Source organism: Pedobacter immunditicola, assembly GCF_037482985.1.
Taxonomy (GTDB): domain Bacteria; phylum Bacteroidota; class Bacteroidia; order Sphingobacteriales; family Sphingobacteriaceae; genus Pedobacter; species Pedobacter immunditicola.
Map to the genome: position 1 here is coordinate 444,759 of NZ_JBBHKC010000004.1, position 16,372 is coordinate 461,130.

11 protein-coding genes and 2 tRNA genes are annotated in these 16,372 nt (G+C 40.7%); 9 read left to right on the plus strand and 4 right to left on the minus strand.

Going from position 1 to position 16,372, the window contains the following annotated elements:
* Positions 1-22: 22 nt before the first annotated feature.
* A complete protein-coding gene (locus WG905_RS09385; RefSeq protein ID WP_339591453.1) occupies positions 23-790 on the minus strand; it encodes a hypothetical protein in 768 nt (255 codons plus the stop codon).
* 174 nt (positions 791-964) lie between these two features.
* Between WG905_RS09385 and WG905_RS09390 the strand changes: the two genes are divergently transcribed.
* Positions 965-1,426, plus strand: coding sequence for a YciI family protein (locus WG905_RS09390; RefSeq protein WP_339591454.1), 462 nt, complete (start codon positions 965-967; stop codon positions 1,424-1,426).
* A 26-nt stretch (positions 1,427-1,452) separates the two neighbouring features.
* Positions 1,453-1,836, plus strand: a complete 384-nt coding sequence (locus WG905_RS09395) for a VOC family protein (protein WP_339591455.1) — start codon at positions 1,453-1,455, stop codon at positions 1,834-1,836.
* 160 nt (positions 1,837-1,996) lie between these two features.
* Here the strand turns inward: WG905_RS09395 and WG905_RS09400 are convergent, their stop codons facing one another.
* Both WG905_RS09400 and WG905_RS09405 read right to left on the minus strand, forming a co-directional pair.
* Positions 1,997-2,176, minus strand: a complete 180-nt coding sequence (locus tag WG905_RS09400) for a hypothetical protein (RefSeq protein ID WP_339591456.1) — start codon at positions 2,174-2,176, stop codon at positions 1,997-1,999.
* A 52-nt stretch (positions 2,177-2,228) separates the two neighbouring features.
* Positions 2,229-2,840: a porin family protein gene (locus tag WG905_RS09405; protein WP_339591457.1), complete on the minus strand. Its 612-nt coding sequence runs from the start codon at positions 2,838-2,840 to the stop codon at positions 2,229-2,231.
* 297 nt (positions 2,841-3,137) lie between these two features.
* Here WG905_RS09405 and WG905_RS09410 point away from each other — a divergent pair, with 297 nt between their 5' ends.
* From WG905_RS09410 to WG905_RS09430, 5 genes are all read left to right on the plus strand, one after another.
* Positions 3,138-4,880 (plus strand): glycoside hydrolase family 3 protein, encoded by a 1,743-nt coding sequence (locus tag WG905_RS09410; protein WP_339591458.1) that lies wholly within the window; start codon positions 3,138-3,140, stop codon positions 4,878-4,880.
* Positions 4,881-4,908: 28 nt separating this feature from the next.
* Entirely contained in the window at positions 4,909-8,121 is a 3,213-nt protein-coding gene (locus WG905_RS09415) for a UvrD-helicase domain-containing protein (RefSeq protein WP_339591459.1), read from the plus strand.
* A gap of 26 nt (positions 8,122-8,147) precedes the next feature.
* A complete protein-coding gene (locus WG905_RS09420) occupies positions 8,148-11,051 on the plus strand; it encodes a PD-(D/E)XK nuclease family protein (protein ID WP_339591460.1) in 2,904 nt (967 codons plus the stop codon).
* Between the two features lie 183 nt (positions 11,052-11,234).
* Positions 11,235-12,221 (plus strand): pyruvate dehydrogenase complex E1 component subunit beta, encoded by a 987-nt coding sequence (locus tag WG905_RS09425; protein ID WP_339591461.1) that lies wholly within the window; start codon positions 11,235-11,237, stop codon positions 12,219-12,221.
* 162 nt (positions 12,222-12,383) lie between these two features.
* The gene (locus tag WG905_RS09430) at positions 12,384-14,723 is read left to right on the plus strand and encodes a Tex family protein (RefSeq protein WP_339591462.1); all 2,340 of its coding nucleotides are present in this window, start codon (positions 12,384-12,386) and stop codon (positions 14,721-14,723) included.
* 27 nt (positions 14,724-14,750) lie between these two features.
* On the opposite strand, the gene WG905_RS09435 is transcribed toward WG905_RS09430, so the two are convergent.
* Positions 14,751-15,224, minus strand: coding sequence for an Lrp/AsnC ligand binding domain-containing protein (locus WG905_RS09435; protein ID WP_339591463.1), 474 nt, complete (start codon positions 15,222-15,224; stop codon positions 14,751-14,753).
* Positions 15,225-15,375: 151 nt separating this feature from the next.
* Between WG905_RS09435 and WG905_RS09440 the strand changes: the two genes are divergently transcribed.
* Positions 15,376-15,483, plus strand: a tRNA-Asp gene (locus WG905_RS09440).
* Between the two features lie 23 nt (positions 15,484-15,506).
* Positions 15,507-15,650: transfer RNA gene (locus tag WG905_RS09445), tRNA-Asp, on the plus strand.
* The last annotated feature ends 722 nt before the right edge of the window (positions 15,651-16,372 follow it).

The following is a 16,372-nucleotide window of genomic DNA, read 5'->3' on the forward strand; positions in this document are numbered from 1 at the left end:
CAGGCTTTTGCTATGAAATCGATTAAAACGTAAGGTTCAACGTCATTTGCAATGTGTGGAATGGAATTTTATCCTTACCATTTGCTTCGCCGAAATTCGGGTTAATTGCCTCGTAATGGTTCTTTACCTCTCCAGAAATATAATCAGCGGATACACCTAGGGCCTTGCGGCGAAGTGTTAATCCGAAGCTTCTGGCTAGACCGAATGAAACTCGATTTTTAATACTTTCTGCATCAAAGCCATCCTCTTCAGCTTCACGGCTGTAATTAGTGAAGCTGAAGTAGCGTTCAGATGGCATGCCTTGGTTTTCGCTGTAATTGAAATCAAAAAAGCGAAGGGTAGGTGCGAGTTGGACACGTGCATCGATAACTATATGTTCAACAAGATTAATGGAGAGCACCGGACCTAATCTGGTGGATGCCGATAATGCCAGTTTTTTCCCTCCGATAGCTATCGTTTCAGCACCTGAATTTTCACCATATTCCTGCCACTTATCCAGTTTATTATAATTCAGGGAGAGCATTGTCCAGTCCAGGCCAAGATTAAGAAAACCTTTATGGTCTTTACCACCAAAATAATAGATACGGCCAAATTCAAAGGCAAATCCTTCTGAAGCACCAAATCTGCTATCAAAAATATTCCTTATCGGCGACATGGTTTGGTCAAGCGGGTCACCCAATTCATTTATCCCCAGTCGCAGATATCCTGCGCGGAATGCTGATCTTTCTTGCGCATTGAGCTGAACGGTTACGGATAGTAAAATAACAGCTAAGAGTAGTTTAATTTTCATAATCTGATGGGTTAAAGGTGAGGTGGATATCCGCAGCTTTTGAGGACGTTAATACAAAGATATTGCGTCGGGTTAATGCCATCAATACTCACTTTTGGGTATTTTATCAGCTGTAGAAATGGAACTTATTTTTAAATGAAATTATTAAATCACGCGAAATAATTATATTTATACATGAATAAGATAATAGGTTTTTTTGTAGTCCTTTTTTTTATCGGGCTTGGTGCTGTTGCACAAAATAAGAATCCCAAATACGATAAGGCTTATGCTGATTCCTTGGGCGCCGATGAAAACGGAATGAAAATGTATGTCCTGGTTATTTTGAAAACCGGTACAGCAAAGGTTTCAGACAAGGCTACCTTAGATAGTATTTTTAAAGGTCATATGCAAAATATAAACCGCCTGGCTGCCAATGGTAAATTGATCGTTGCGGGGCCTTTGGAGAAAAACGAACAAGCCTATCGAGGAATCTTTATTTTTAATGTTAAAACATTAGAAGAGGCCAAAGTACTTGTGGATACTGATCCCGCTATAAAGGCAAAAGTTTTAGCTGCCGACTTGTTTAACTGGTATGGATCTGCGGCATTGCCCGAGTATTTAAAGTTTCAGGATAAAATTGAAAAAGTAAAGTTTTAATCACCGATACCTAAATAAGTTACAATATGGAGCAAATAAAAAATTCTGTTAATTGGGTAGAGATCCCTGTTAACGATTTCCAGCGCGCAAAAAAGTTTTATAGCGAAATCTATGATTTTGAAATGCCGGAAATGCAGATGGGGCCAGCTTTGATGGGCTTTTTATTAATGGAACAAGATCCCGATGCCGTTGGCGGGGCCATTGTTAAATGCGATGGTTTGGTGCCATCCACCCAGGGAACCAGGGTTTATTTAAATGGGGGAAATGATCTGAATATTGTATTAAGCAAAGTAGAAGCGGCTGGCGGAAAAGTCATTGAGGCTAAAACAGAGATCACGCCCGAAATCGGTTATTTTGCAACCTTTGAAGATACAGAAGGCAATTATATCTCACTTCATTCACGTCATTGAAGCCAATCATCAACGAGTAAGCTTAATTAATCCTTACTTCCTTACCCTTCCATTAAAACATATAAAATTGGGGCAAATAAAAAGAGGTTGTATTTACAACCTCTTTTTGAAACCTTCATAAGCTTACAGCTAACAAGTAGCAATAAACAGATGAAAACTTTTAGCTTTTATTTTCTCTTTTGCGGGCGTTATCTTTATTTGATGTTTGATCTGAGCGCTGACCACCGCTATTCGAAATTCCCTGCATCTTTTTGTCTTCTTTTACATCGTGATGTGCACGGTCAGAGGTAGGATTACCTTGTTGTTGTTCGCTGTGCTTTGGATTCTTTTCTTTACTCATGATCTTTTCCTTTTTAGTTAACAATTAATAAACACCTGTTAGGAGATTAAGTTTAGAATTTGTAACCAAATCCTACGGAGAACACCTGGTTTTTAAATTCAGGAGTTGAATTGGTACCATTCTCGTTGTTCTTCTGGAAGTCAAGTGCATAACGTCCGTGGAAATCAACATTACTATTGATGTCATATCTGAAACCAATTACACCACCAAGCAGGCTCTTTTTAAATTTGTCTGAATCTTCATTCACTTGCTGCTCTACCTGACCAAAATCAGTTTCAAATTTGTTCTTTGTAGACAACAGGAAGGAAACTTGCGGACCAGCAACCAAGTTTAATCCACTACCACCTAATCTTATACTAGCTAAAATAGGCACATCAATGAAACTAGTGGTTTGGGTGCGGTCGCCAACAGATGTCTCTACTTTGTAACCTTTTGTCGCATACAATAGCTCCGGTGTAAAAGCAAGACCTTCAATTAAGGGGATATCCAAGGTAACACCGGCATTGAAACCAGGATTGATTTTCGTGTTGAAATCATTATCACCATCATCTTTAATAATGTTAGATAAATTTACTCCTGCTTTAACACCAACTCTAATGGGACTTTGAGCATGAACAGCTCCTGCGAATAATAGGCCTGCGGCCAGTACAAATATTTTTTTCATATCAATTTCAATTTAATTGTATCAACCCCTTTGAAATAAATATGCCATGAAAGCAAATTACGGTTCGTTTTTTAATCAAAACAACAATTTAGTTGTTGATTAGCAGTGCGTTACTGTTGTTTTTGCTTTACATTTTATAAAAGCAATTTATTTTAAGGCAATACACAAAATTGTATCAGATTTGATACAACTACTGAGAAAAGCCTCAAATGAAGGGCAGGAAAATATAATTCGGGAAAAGGGACTTTTGATTAACTTTGATGCCGGAACTGAATTTAATCAACCAAAAATTTACGAATGAATATTAAACGTTTTTCTTTATTTACCTTTTTTGCATTAGCGACATCAGCTTCTGTTTATGCCCAAACCTCTGCTCAGCACACATCAACTTTTCCTGCGCCTAGGAAGTCCTATATAGAAACTTTATCAGAGCCTAATCGTTGGGTAGATTCAGTTTTTAATAAATTAAGCAAGCGTCAAAGAGCTGCACAGATGTTTTTTGTTAGAGCCCTCACCAATTCCACTAAAGCATACGAAGACTCCATTGCAAACGTGATTAAAAAAGAGAAGATAGGCGGACTTGTGTTCTTTCAGGGCGGTCCGGGCCGTCAGGCAATTCTGACCAATAAATACCAGGCTGTATCGAAAGTGCCTTTGTTGATCACGGCTGATGGGGAGTGGGGGCTAGGCATGCGTTTGGATAGCACCATTTCTTATCCTTATCAAATGGCCCTGGGGGCTGTTCAGGATAATAACCTGATTTATAAAATGGGACTGGAGGTCGCCAAAGACTTCAAGCGTATCGGGATGCACATGAACCTGGCGCCTGATGTGGATGTAAATAATAATCCAAATAACCCGGTGATCAATTACCGTTCTTTCGGTGAAAATAAATATAATGTAGCCACTAAAGCTGGGGCCTACATGAAAGGAATGCAGGATGGCGGGTTGCTGGTAAGCATCAAACACTTTCCTGGCCATGGTGACACCGATGTTGATTCACACTACGATTTACCTCTTTTAACCTTTACAAAGGAGCGTCTGGATAGCCTCGAGATCTATCCTTTCAGGGAATTGATCACTCAGGGAGCGTCGGGCGTGATGATTGCCCATATGAACATCCCATCATTAGACAATAGTCCGAATATGCCCTCTACATTGTCAAAACCTATTGTTACCGGCTTGTTAAAAGAAGAACTTGCCTTTAAAGGGTTGATCATCTCTGATGCAATGGAAATGAAGGGTGTAGTCAAATATTTTAAAGATGGCGAAGCAGATGTAATGGGTATTATTGCGGGTAATGATATTTTAGAGCTATCAGAGAATAGTGCCCGTGCGGTTAAATTACTTCGGAAAGCAGTTCGTTCGGGAAGAATCAGTATGGACAGAATTGACTCCAGTGTTAAAAAGATTCTCCTGGCCAAATATTGGGCCGGCCTAAATGTAAGAGATACCTTAGATGAAAGTAATGTTGCTGCCGAAGTAAACAGACCAGAAAGTAAAGCCCTTGTTCAGCAGTTGGCCGATGCTTCCATGACTTTAGTTCATGGCCGTGGCTTTATCAAAACATTGAACAAAGATAAAAGGACCGTGATCATTAGTATCGGAACGCCGAAGGTGACCACCTTCCAAAAAGAACTGGGCAGCCATTACAAAAATTCTGTTTTTTATACACTTGATAAAAATGCCAATGCCAATGCTATTGCAAAGGTAATAAGGGAATTAGGGTTGTTCGATCAGGTGATTATCGGGATTCATGATTCACGCACCAGGCCAGGTAATGGAATGGCGTTAAGTGCCGATCTAAAAATGTTCATCAAAGATATGTCTCAGAAAAATGCAGTTTTTGCTTTATTCGGAAATCCTTATAATTTATCGCAGTGGGCAGGACTTGAACAAAGTAAAGCTTTACTAGTGGCCTATCAAAAAGAAGATTTTATGCAAAAATCTGCTGCTTCGGTTTTAAAAAACCAACTCATTGCCACAGGCAGACTGCCGGTTACTGTGAATAAATTTTTTAAATACGGTAACGGACTATAAAATTTAACTTTAAGCAAATGTTTTAAGCATGCCCAAACCGTTAAAAATACTTCAGGCCTCCGCAGGCTCAGGAAAGACCTTCAGTTTAACAGTACACTACCTGGTCCTGTTATTTAGCGGAGAGAAAAAATACCGGGAAATTCTGGCGGTTACCTTTACCAATAAGGCCACCGAAGAAATGAAATCCCGGATCCTGGAAGTATTGCGCGGTTTGGCACAGGGGGATACATCTTCTAAAATCAATGATTACAGAATCCTGGTTTTAAAAGCACATCCACACCTTAACCTCCAAAGCTTGCAGCTGCAGGCAGATGTTATTTATCGCAAAATCCTTCATGACTACAGTCGCTTTTCTGTAAGCACCATCGATGGTTTTGTGCAAAAGGTAATTCGGGGTTTTACCTTCGAATTAGGCCTCGAGGCAGGTTATGGTTTAGAAATGAATTATGACAAGGTTAAAAATGAACTGGCCGACCGCCTTGATAAAGCGCTGGATGAGCAACCTCAGCTGTTGCAATGGATCATTAACCTGGCTAAAGACCGCATCAATAATAATGTAGGCTGGAACTACCGAAGGGAACTTTTGGAGCTCACCAGTGAAATTTTTAAGGAGCGTTACCAACCTTTTGAACAGGCTATGGCATCCTTAAGTACGGTGGCAGACATGGATCAGTTGTTTTATGATTATAAACTGCTGACCCGTCAAAGTATTGATTTATTTGAAACCTCCATCAAGGATTGTGCTAAAGATGCCCTTGATATATTCGAGGTGCTCGACATCGATGCCGTCATGTTAAAAGGGAAATCGCGGTCGCCATTGCTTAATTTAAAGAAAATTCTTGATGGTGATTTCAATAAAATACAGAGCCTGCATAAGCTGATTGATGAGCCGGATGAATGGCTTCAGAAAGGCAGCAGCAGCACCCTCTATGAAGAGCTTAATCCTTGTTTAAAGAACATGATCGAAACCTATCAACAAGGTTATGCGGAGTATGTTCTAGCTCAGGGATTTAATAAAAACCTTTATTACCTGCGTTTAATGCAGGAAATGGCAGCTTTATTAAAAAATTACCGCGATGAGAGTCCGAATCTACTGATCAGTGATGCGCAAAATATCCTGAAAGGAATTACAGATGATGCGGGGGATAATCCCTCCTTTATTTGGGAAAAGATGGGCAACTTTTACCGTAATTTTTTATTTGATGAATTTCAGGACACTTCTGCCAATCAATGGGGAAGCTTTAAATCGTTGCTGAGTAATGCAATGGCTGCGCCCAGTGAAAAGTTTATTGACCATTTAATTGTTGGTGATACCAAACAGAGTATTTACCGGTGGAGAAATGGCGACTGGAACATCCTGCACCAGCAGGCGAAGTCGGATTTAGGTGCCCACCACATTATGGATGACAGTCTCGAAGAAAATTATCGCAGTACAGAGAATATCATCAATTTTAATAACGAATTATATAAGGACCTGCCGCAGTTGTTGCAACTGCAGCTTAACCATACCATTGCCGCGCATGAAACCAATAGCGATGTTCCGGAATGGTGGAAAAGCAATGGTTTTGATCATATCGTGAGCGATGTTTACGCGGGCGCTACGCAAAAGCTAACCGCGAGAACCCCAAAAGGGGGCACCATCAAATGTCTGGTTTTAAAAAGCGAGGACGGACTGGCTAAACTCAGCTTTCCGGAATTAGCCATTGTTAAAATGCTGGAAGAGGTCGACTGGTTACTCAACGTAAAGAAATATCCGAAGAAAGATATCTGCATTTTAGTCCGTAAGAATAGTGAGGCTATAGCTGCGGTTAAAGCATTGTTGGAAAATGGGATCAGTGTAGTTTCCGGTGAGGCGCTCCTCATTGCGAATAACAGTGCGGTTAAATTGCTGTTGAATACCTTTCAAATCCTGGCAGGGTTATCTGAAAATACGGCCTTATATAAGGCAAATGCCATTAGTTTGTATAATCGCCTGCAGGGCAGGGTAGTAGAAACACATCATTATTTTGCTTTAAAGTTCAAAAAGCTGACACAGTTAACGGCAGTGCTGCCACATGATTTATGCCTTAACTGGCAAAGCTGGATGCAGTTGCCTTTACCGGAATTGCTGGAGAAAATGATGGAAGCCTATGGGCTTAACGAGAAAAAAGAACATTTGCCCTATCTTTTCGCCATCCGTGATTTCGCAGGCAATTTTTCTCGTCAGGGTGAAAAGGGAATCACCGCTTTCTTGCGTTACTGGGAGGAAGAAGGGGTCAGAAAGACCTTGCCTTCATCAGAAAGTGCAGATGCTGTACAGGTGGTTACCATCCATAAGTCAAAAGGCCTTGCCTTCAGGGCGGTGCTGGTGCCTTTTTGTAACTGGGATATCAACGGAAAAACAAATAGCATATTCTGGGTGCCTTCAGCAGAAACCCCATATCACCATCTGCAAAGCATTCCTTTAAAATATAATAAGGAACTTGCCAGTTCAACAGTGGCAAAGTATTATTTTGAGGAGCTCCTTTTTAATAATATGGATGCCCTTAATATGCTTTATGTAGCCACTACACGCGCAAAAGAATACTTGTACCTGAGTGCTGCATGGAAAAAGGCCGACTCTATTACAAACATTGGAGACCTGCTTATTAAATCGCTCGGACCTAAAATTGCACATGAAGAAGAATACATTCTTGATGAGCCGGTAGCAGATAAAGCAGCCGCTGTGGAGCAGGAAACTTTTATTGAACTGAAGAACTATCCGGTATCCAACCGCCTGGGTAAAATATTTGATGCAGGTGTGAGAAATACAAATCTTGATTTACTCATTGGCAATGAAGCTGGTCGTAAGGGTAGTATCTTACATGAAGTAATGGCGCTTGCCTCACAAACTGAAGAAATAGAGGGCGTGTTGAACAAGATGCTTAATGAAGGGCTCTTTCAAGCCGAAGAATTGCCAGACTTAAAAGCCCGTGCTTTTGCCGTACTGGAAAATAAAGACCTCCAGCAGGTGCTGCGCAAAAGCAAATATAGTTTAACCGAACAAACCATCATTGATGCAAAAGGCAAGAGTTACCGACCAGATAAAGTGCTGATCAATGATGAAGGGGTAACTATTATTGATTACAAGTTTACCCTTGAAGAAAGCGATAAGCATATTGAACAAGTAGATCATTATAAAAGCTTGTTACTGGCTATGGGTTATGCCAAGATAAAAACCTATTTGTTTTATGCCGTAACCGGAAAACTTAAATTAGTTTAAAGTTCAGGCTTCCTAGATACCGCAACATGAAACCATTTTTAAAAGAAGTTGCCGAAAGTTTAATCCAGCAATCGGGGGGTAATTTGCAACATTCGGCCATTATATTTAACAATAAACGCCCGGCTGCTTATTTACAAAGTCATTTGGCAAGCATTATACAAAAGCCATTCTGGAGCCCTTCCTTTTTTACTATTCATGAGTTTTTTGCACTTTCCACCAATTTAAAAATTGCCGATTCTTTTACACAGTTTTTTACCCTGTATCAGCAATACAATAAGCTATTACGGCTAGCTGGTGGTGATGGAATGGAGCTCCATAAATTTTACCCTATTGCACGGATCATTTTAAGTGACTTCTCACAAATAGATAATGACCTTGTAGATGCCGGAAAGTTATTCAGGGAACTGGAGGATATCGCCGAAATTGATTACCAGTTTGATTATTTATCAGATGAACAGCAATCTTTTTTAAAAGACTTCTGGCAGTCTTATTCAGAAGGAAAACAGAAAAAGCAACAGGAACAATTTATTAAGATGTGGCGTAGAATGCCTGATCTTTATCATGCTTTCCATCACGCATTAAAAGAAAAAGGGCTGATCACCATGGGGCAGGTTTACTGCCAGCTGGCGAGGGGTGAGGAAACAGTTCCTGATTTTACCAGCCCTTTTAACGAAGGTAAGCTCGTTTTTGTAGGTTTTAATGCGTTGACACAAGCCGAAGCGCTGGTTTTTAAGCGTTGGCAGAAGGAAGACAAGGCCCTATTTTATTTTGATACGGACAGCTATTACATGAATGACCACATTCAGGAAGCTGGTTTATTCTTACGTAAGAATCGCGACAAAACGGGTTTGAATAATGCTTTGGGAGAAAGTACAGGCTTTATTCAGTCGGCAGCTAAATCAATAGATGTTTACCAGACGCAGGGACAAACCGCGCAGGCTAAAATATTGGATGAGGCCTTACAAAAAGATTATCCTTTAATTGATGACCATGATGGCCCGGGTAAAATGGCCATTATTCTTGCTGATGAAAGCCTGCTCCTGCCGGTGTTGCAGACTATTCCAACACATTATAATGTCGGAGGGGAAAGTCGTGCCCTGAATTTGAATGTCACCATGGGCTATCCATTACTGGCTTCATCGATTTTTGGCCTGGCGGATTTGTGGTTAACGATACAGGCACAAATGGTGGAACCTGATAAAGAATCGGTTAATTTTAAAGAAGTGGAAGCTTTTTTGTCGCATCCGCTAACAGGGATATCCGAACGAACAAGAGATAAAATTCAGTTCAAATTAATCGAGGAGCAATTAGTGGAAGTGCCCGCTGCAAGATTAACGGGTCAAAAAGGTCTTTTTGCGCTCTTTTTCACTAAGATAAGCAGTGCAGCTATGGCGACTAATGCTTTGCAGCACATCCTTAAATATGTGTTGGAGCAGCAGCTCGCCAATAAAACTTTAAAACAAACAGAAACAGATTTATTTGTTGCGGTTATTAAAGAGCTTAACCGTTTGCATGATGCTTTAATTGAACATTTAAAGGAAGGGGATGACAAAAAAGAATTAACTTTTGTACTTTCCTTAATTCAAAAAGCACTGCAGGGTATCGCCGTACCTTTAAGCGGCGAGCCTTTGGAGGGCATACAGGTCATGGGCTTACTGGAAAGCAGGAACCTGGATTTTGAACAGATCTACATATTAGGGGTGAATGAAGGAATTTTGCCGCAGGTCAGCATCTCACCGAGTTTTATTCCCGATAGTATCCGCAGGGCACATGGCTTACCAGTGATTGAAAATCAGGATGCCATCTCCGCTTACATGTTCTATCGCCTGCTGCAACGGTCAGAAAAAATCAGTCTGGTATACAATGCCCAAACCGACGATACCAATACCGGTGAACCAAGTCGCTTTTTAAGACAGCTGGAATATGAAAGTGGTTATCATTTCAATTACCTGCAGCAACAGCAAAACATTTCCACGGAAAGTAAAACCATGGTGCAGATTGAAAAAGATCCGCAGGTAATGGCCATTCTAAACAAATACCTCAGTGGGGAAACCCGCTTATCGGCAACAGCCCTTACTACTTATATCAATTGTCCGCTACAGTTTTTTTATAGATATGTGGCTAGAATTGACGAACCGAAGGAAGTGGCGGAAAATGTGGAGGCCAACATCATCGGTTTAATGCTGCATTGGATGCTGGAAACCTTCTACAGGGAACTCATGAAAGCGGATCCGGAAATTACAAAGGCCCGGATTATGGAAAAGCGCAAAACTATAGCTGACTTGTCGGAGCGTGCCTATGCGAAAATCGTTTTTAACAATGAGCGTCACCAGGTGGCTCATAATGGCATGCAGAAAGTGGTACTGGCAATAGTCCAGGAGTACGCGAACATCATTTTAGATTATGATGAAAACCATGCGCCATTTGAGATCCTCGCCCTGGAAAAGAAAGACCAGATTTCTTTTAACTTTGAAGTTAATGGTATGCCAAAGTCAATCTCCTTGTATGGCATCATCGACAGGATAGATCAGAAAAATGGCGTTGTGCGGATTGTAGATTATAAAACGGGGAATGACGACCTGAAGTTCAGTTCATTAGACGATGTTTTTGATACCCATGGTAAGAAGCAAAACAAAGCTTTGTTGCAAACGTTGTTTTATACGCATGTTTTTGAACAGGCGAATGCAAAAGAGTGGGTAGAACCTAATATTTACAGCGTCCGGAATATGCGAAAAGAAGGGGCTTTATTTATGGAGGGCAAAGAAAAAGCCAAGTTAAATGGCGCAAGACTGGAAAGTGTTAAAGGTGAATTTATCAATCTTTTAAGCTTAAAGCTTGGTCAGTTGTTTGATGAGAATATCCCTTTTACACCGACTACTGTGGAAGCAAGTTTTACTTATTCCCCATACATCACCTTGTGCGGAATGTAACATTTCACCCAAACGGCCCTCTTAGCACCATGCCCTGGGGGATGAGACAATTTTCAGTATTAGATAATAACGGAAATATTTTGCATTTTGGAGAAAACACTACTATAGAAATGTAATTAAAACACTACTTTAGAATTAGATTACAATAGTTATATTTGCCTCCAGTTAATATTTGAATATACAATGAGAGAGATTCAATTTAGAGAAGCCTTGCGTGAAGCTTTGAGCGAAGAAATGCGGAAAAACGAAAACGTATTTCTGATGGGCGAAGAAGTGGCGCAATATAATGGTGCATACAAGGTGAGCCAAGGTATGCTGGATGAGTTTGGCGACAAACGCATTATTGATACCCCGATTGCTGAGCTTGGTTTCACCGGTATTGGTATTGGTGCTGCAATGAACGGATTAGTTCCAATCATAGAGTTTATGACTTTTAATTTCTCTTTGGTTGCCATAGATCAGATTATTAACGGTGCTGCCAAAATGTTATCCATGAGTGGCGGTCAGTTTTCGGTTCCAATCGTTTTCCGTGGACCAACAGGAAATGCCGGCCAGTTAGGCGCACAACACAGTCAAAACTTTGAAAATTGGTACGCTAACTGTCCCGGTTTAAAAGTTGTAGTTCCTTCTACTCCTTATGAAGCTAAAGGATTGTTGAAACAATCTATCCTTGATCCGGATCCAGTAATTTTTATGGAATCTGAAGTGATGTATGGTGATAAAGGTGAGGTTCCTGAAGATGAATACTACATTCCACTGGGTAAAGCAAAAGTAACCAAAGAAGGTTCTGATGTTACCATCGTAACTTTTGGTAAAATGTTAACCCGTGTGGTAAACCCTGCGGTTGAAGAATTGACCAAAGAAGGTATCAATGTAGAAGTTATCGACTTACGTACTGTTCGTCCTATTGATTATGCAACGATCATAGAATCGGTTAAAAAAACCAACCGTTTAGTGATTGTTGAAGAAGCATGGCCGTTGGCATCTATTTCTTCGGAAATAGCTTTCCATGTGCAGAAAAATGCTTTTGATCATTTAGATGCACCAGTATTGCGTATTACTTGTGCTGATGTTCCGCTTCCTTACGCACCTACTTTAATTGCGGCTAGTTTGCCAAATGCAGAGCGTGTTATTAAAGCGGTAAAAGAAGTAATGTACGTAGCAAAATAGTTATTTTAAATAACCATGATCCATCATAAGCTTATAGCTTACAAATAGCAATGACAAGCTTATGATCGCTTCATCACCTTTAAAAAACGAATTATAAACAGATGAAAATATAATCCCGGAGGCCTTGGTCGCTCGGGATTTTTTATTTAAAATTTTAGTAAAATGAGCCACCACTCAAAAATTATTGCTGTTGAATCTCGCATTACAGAAAAACAGATTCTGGCTACCATCGAATTATTGGATGAAGGTGCTACGGTTCCTTTTATTTCCCGTTACCGAAAAGAAGTAACCGGAAGCCTGGATGAGGTGCAGGTTGCGGCTATCCGCGATCGTTTCCAGCAGTTACGTGATTTGGACAAAAGAAGAGAGGCTATTTTAAAAGCATTAACAGCCCTGGGTAAATTGACGCCTGAGTTGGAGCAACAAATCAATGCGGCACTTACCATTACAGCCATTGAAGATATTTACCTTCCTTATAAACCAAAACGCAAGACGCGCGCTTCAGAAGCAAGGAAAAAAGGTCTGGAGCCTTTGGCTTTAACGATTTTAGAACAGGGAAATACTGTGCCTGTGGATGAAGCGACAAAATTCATCAACACTGAATTGGGTGTTACTTCAGTAGAAGAGGCGCTTGCCGGTGCCAGGGATATCATTGCGGAACTCGTAAATGAAAATGCTGATACCCGGACAACCATGCGGAAATATTTCCAGCAGCAGAGCGTCTTTAAGTCAACAGTAATTAATGGTAAGGAAGAGGAGGGCAATAAGTATAAAGACTACTTTAACTGGGAAGAGCCGGTTAAGTCTACACCATCCCACCGGGTGCTCGCTATGCGCCGTGCCGAAAATGAATCTATTTTAAAGCTGGAGGTTGCACCGCCGGAAGATGGTGCCATTGAATTGTTAGAAAAACAATTCCTTAAAGGTCGCAATGAAAATGCACAGCAGGTAAAGCTTGCTATCCAGGATGGGTATAAGCGCTTGCTCGCGCCTTCCATGTCGACCGAACTGCGTACTTTCGCTAAAGAAAAGGCAGATGAGGAAGCCATTAAGGTATTTGCAGAAAATGCACGTCAGTTGTTGCTTGCAGCACCAATGGGACAAAAAAAGGTGATGGCTATAGATCCGGGGTTTCGTACCGGCTGTAAAGTGGTTTGCCTTGATCAACAAGGGAAATTATTAGAGAATAATACCATTTATCCGCATACCGGCCAGGGCAATGTTAAAAATGCAGCAGAGATCATTACCAAAATGTGTGATAAATATGGCATAGAGGCAATTGCGATTGGCAATGGAACCGCCGGACGGGAGACAGAACTTTTTATCCGCGGATTAGCTATTCCGGAGGTTACCGTAGTGATGGTTAGTGAAAATGGGGCTTCCATCTATTCAGCTTCTGAAGTTGCACGGGAGGAGTTTCCTGATAAAGATATCACCGTTAGAGGGGCAGTTTCTATTGGCCGCCGTTTAATGGACCCGCTTGCAGAGCTGGTAAAAATTGATCCTAAATCTATTGGTGTAGGGCAATACCAGCACGATGTGGACCAGAATAAATTACAAAAATCTTTAGATGATACGGTGATGAGCTGCGTCAACGCAGTGGGCGTGGAGTTAAATACTGCTTCAAAACAAGTGCTGGCCTATGTTTCCGGCTTAGGTCCGCAACTGGCGCAGAATATTGTTTCTTATAGAAATGAGCATGGTGCATTTAAAAACAGGGAAAGTCTAAAAAAGGTTCCCCGTTTGGGAGATAAAGCTTTTGAACAGGCTGCGGGTTTCTTGCGTATCAGAAATGCTGTACATGTGCTGGATGCCAGTGGTGTGCATCCTGAGCGCTATCCGCTGATCAACAAAATGGCTGCAGATATGGGTTGTTCAATAGAAGAGCTGCTGAAGGATACGGAAAAGCAAAAACAGATCAAATTGCAGCAATATGTAAGTGAGCAGGTAGGTCTACCTACCCTGACAGATATCATGCAGGAACTTGCTAAACCGGGTAGGGATCCGCGGGAACAGTTTGAGGTATTTAGCTTTGCCGAAGGTGTGAATGAAATTACTGATCTGAAATTGGGTATGAAACTGCCGGGCATTGTAACTAATATCACCGCTTTTGGTGCCTTTGTAGATGTTGGCGTTCATCAGGATGGATTGGTGCATACCAGTCAGTTATCTGATCAGTTTGTGGCTAACCCTAATGATGTGGTTAAAGTGCACCAGAGAGTGGAAGTAACGGTTCTTGAAGTAGATGTGGCAAGGAAGCGTATTTCTTTGTCGATGAAAACCGGGCATACAGAGCGTAAGCCTCGTGTTAAGCCGGCAGAAAGACAGGAAAGTAAGAATAAAGCTTTCAATAAGCCAGCAAATAATGCCGGCAAAGCTGACCCGTCGAAACAGCGCTTCCCTAAAGCTGCGGCTAAGCCTCGTAAAGAAGGCAATTTGAAACCACAGCCTGAAGGCGATCTGCAAATGAAACTGGAAGCTTTGAAAAATAAATTCAAATAGGGTAGCAACTAGAAAAGACAAATTGAATTAGAGTTCAATTTGTCTTTTAATACTTTCCTCCAGAGAAATCAGCGTTTCGGTACGTTGGATACCTGTTACAGCCTGGATCTCCTCATTTAATACATGCCGGAGATGGTTGGTATCCCTGCAGATAATTTTGGCAAACATGCTGTAAGCTCCTGTGGTATAATGCAACTCTACGACCTCCTTGATTTTGCTCAACTGTGCAACGGCATCCTTGTATTGTATTCCCTTTTCCAGAAAGATACCTAAGAAGGCACAGATATCGTATCCAGCTTTTTGCGGATCTATGATCAGGTGCGAACCTTTGATGATGCCCATTTCCTGCAGTTTTTTCATTCTCACATGAATGGTTCCCCCCGAAACGATCAAATCTTTGGCAATTTCAGTATAAGGCTTCGTGGCGTCCTCCATTAATTGCTTGAGGATGTCAATATCGAGGTTATCAATTTCAAAATTTTGGCTTTCTTTTTTTGACATGGTTTAAGTACTTTGTAATGATTTGTAAATTTCATTATAAATATTGTAATAATAAAATTAAATGTTTAAAATATTTGCAAGGTATTGGGGATGTTGTTACATTTGTATCAAGCAAACGGAAAAAAAATAGTTCTTTAACGTAGCTTAACAATGTAGGGTGGTGGAACTGGCAGACGCACCTCCTTGTCTCGGTGGTGGAGATTATGGAAAACCCGTAAGGGCTAACTACTCCTTGAAGGTTCGACTCCTTCCCCTACAGCAAAGATTGAGTTCTTTATTTAATGTTGGGTGGTGAAATTGGCAGACACACCTTCTTGTCTCGGTGGTGGGGATCATGGGATAAACACAGTTTATGGGTTGACCACAAATTAATTTTGAACTGCGGCTAACTTCCCCTTGAAGGTTCGACTCCTTCCCCAACAGCCAGTTTTTTTATGAATAATAAGTTAGTTAGAAAACGAGCGGTCCAGGATTGGCCGCTCTTTTTTTGTCTTAAATTTTTTATTCAGCTTACTGATCGCGGATATATTCATCTTATATCAAACTTCATTCTAGTGATAGCCTCCTTAAAGTAAAGTGATAGTGGATCTAGGGTGGATCTACCTTGAGTCCACAGTGTATCTACCTTTTTCCCCTAAATAGGTAGATCGAAGTTAGATTCATGGCTGAGAAAGTATAGTAGTATATATAGGTGTCATTAAGCTGGGTTCTTATTTTGATTGTTCTTTGTGAAATGACGCTTGTTCTTTTGTGAATAGGCGGACTTTGGATTTTGCTGCTGAGCTTGTTTGGTTGTGTGGCTGATGCGCCTTCCTGTATATATTTTGTAAAGGCATTTGGCTTTTTTTAAATGCCTTTATAAATAGAGACTCTTGTATATGAATTTCCTTTGGTTTTAGATTTTTGAACTTGTTTAATCCTTCTTTCAAGCGCTTTCCTATTTCTTTTCGCAGTAAATGAGCAGGTTAGCCATTCTGCTTAGATTTGTTTCAAAATATTTTTCCAGTTACCAATATTTTTCCTACTTTTGCATCCCGCTTCGGAGGAAGGGAAACAGTGAAAGCGATACAGAAGAGGTTGATTTGAAGAGTTAATTGTAGTAATGTTGTCCTTTGTGGAACCAGGCGAAAGCCAGATAAAACAAAAGA

Coding starts and splice junctions, on each gene's coding strand:
- WG905_RS09435 (WP_339591463.1), bottom strand. CDS start 15,224: ATGTCAAAAAAAGAAAGCCAAAATTTTGAAATTGATAACCTCGATATT.
- WG905_RS09385 (WP_339591453.1), bottom strand. CDS start 790: ATGAAAATTAAACTACTCTTAGCTGTTATTTTACTATCCGTAACCGTT.
- WG905_RS09395 (WP_339591455.1), top strand. CDS start 1,453: ATGGAGCAAATAAAAAATTCTGTTAATTGGGTAGAGATCCCTGTTAAC.
- WG905_RS09410 (WP_339591458.1), top strand. CDS start 3,138: ATGAATATTAAACGTTTTTCTTTATTTACCTTTTTTGCATTAGCGACA.
- WG905_RS09400 (WP_339591456.1), bottom strand. CDS start 2,176: ATGAGTAAAGAAAAGAATCCAAAGCACAGCGAACAACAACAAGGTAAT.
- WG905_RS09415 (WP_339591459.1), top strand. CDS start 4,909: ATGCCCAAACCGTTAAAAATACTTCAGGCCTCCGCAGGCTCAGGAAAG.
- WG905_RS09430 (WP_339591462.1), top strand. CDS start 12,384: ATGAGCCACCACTCAAAAATTATTGCTGTTGAATCTCGCATTACAGAA.
- WG905_RS09425 (WP_339591461.1), top strand. CDS start 11,235: ATGAGAGAGATTCAATTTAGAGAAGCCTTGCGTGAAGCTTTGAGCGAA.
- WG905_RS09390 (WP_339591454.1), top strand. CDS start 965: ATGAATAAGATAATAGGTTTTTTTGTAGTCCTTTTTTTTATCGGGCTT.
- WG905_RS09420 (WP_339591460.1), top strand. CDS start 8,148: ATGAAACCATTTTTAAAAGAAGTTGCCGAAAGTTTAATCCAGCAATCG.
- WG905_RS09405 (WP_339591457.1), bottom strand. CDS start 2,840: ATGAAAAAAATATTTGTACTGGCCGCAGGCCTATTATTCGCAGGAGCT.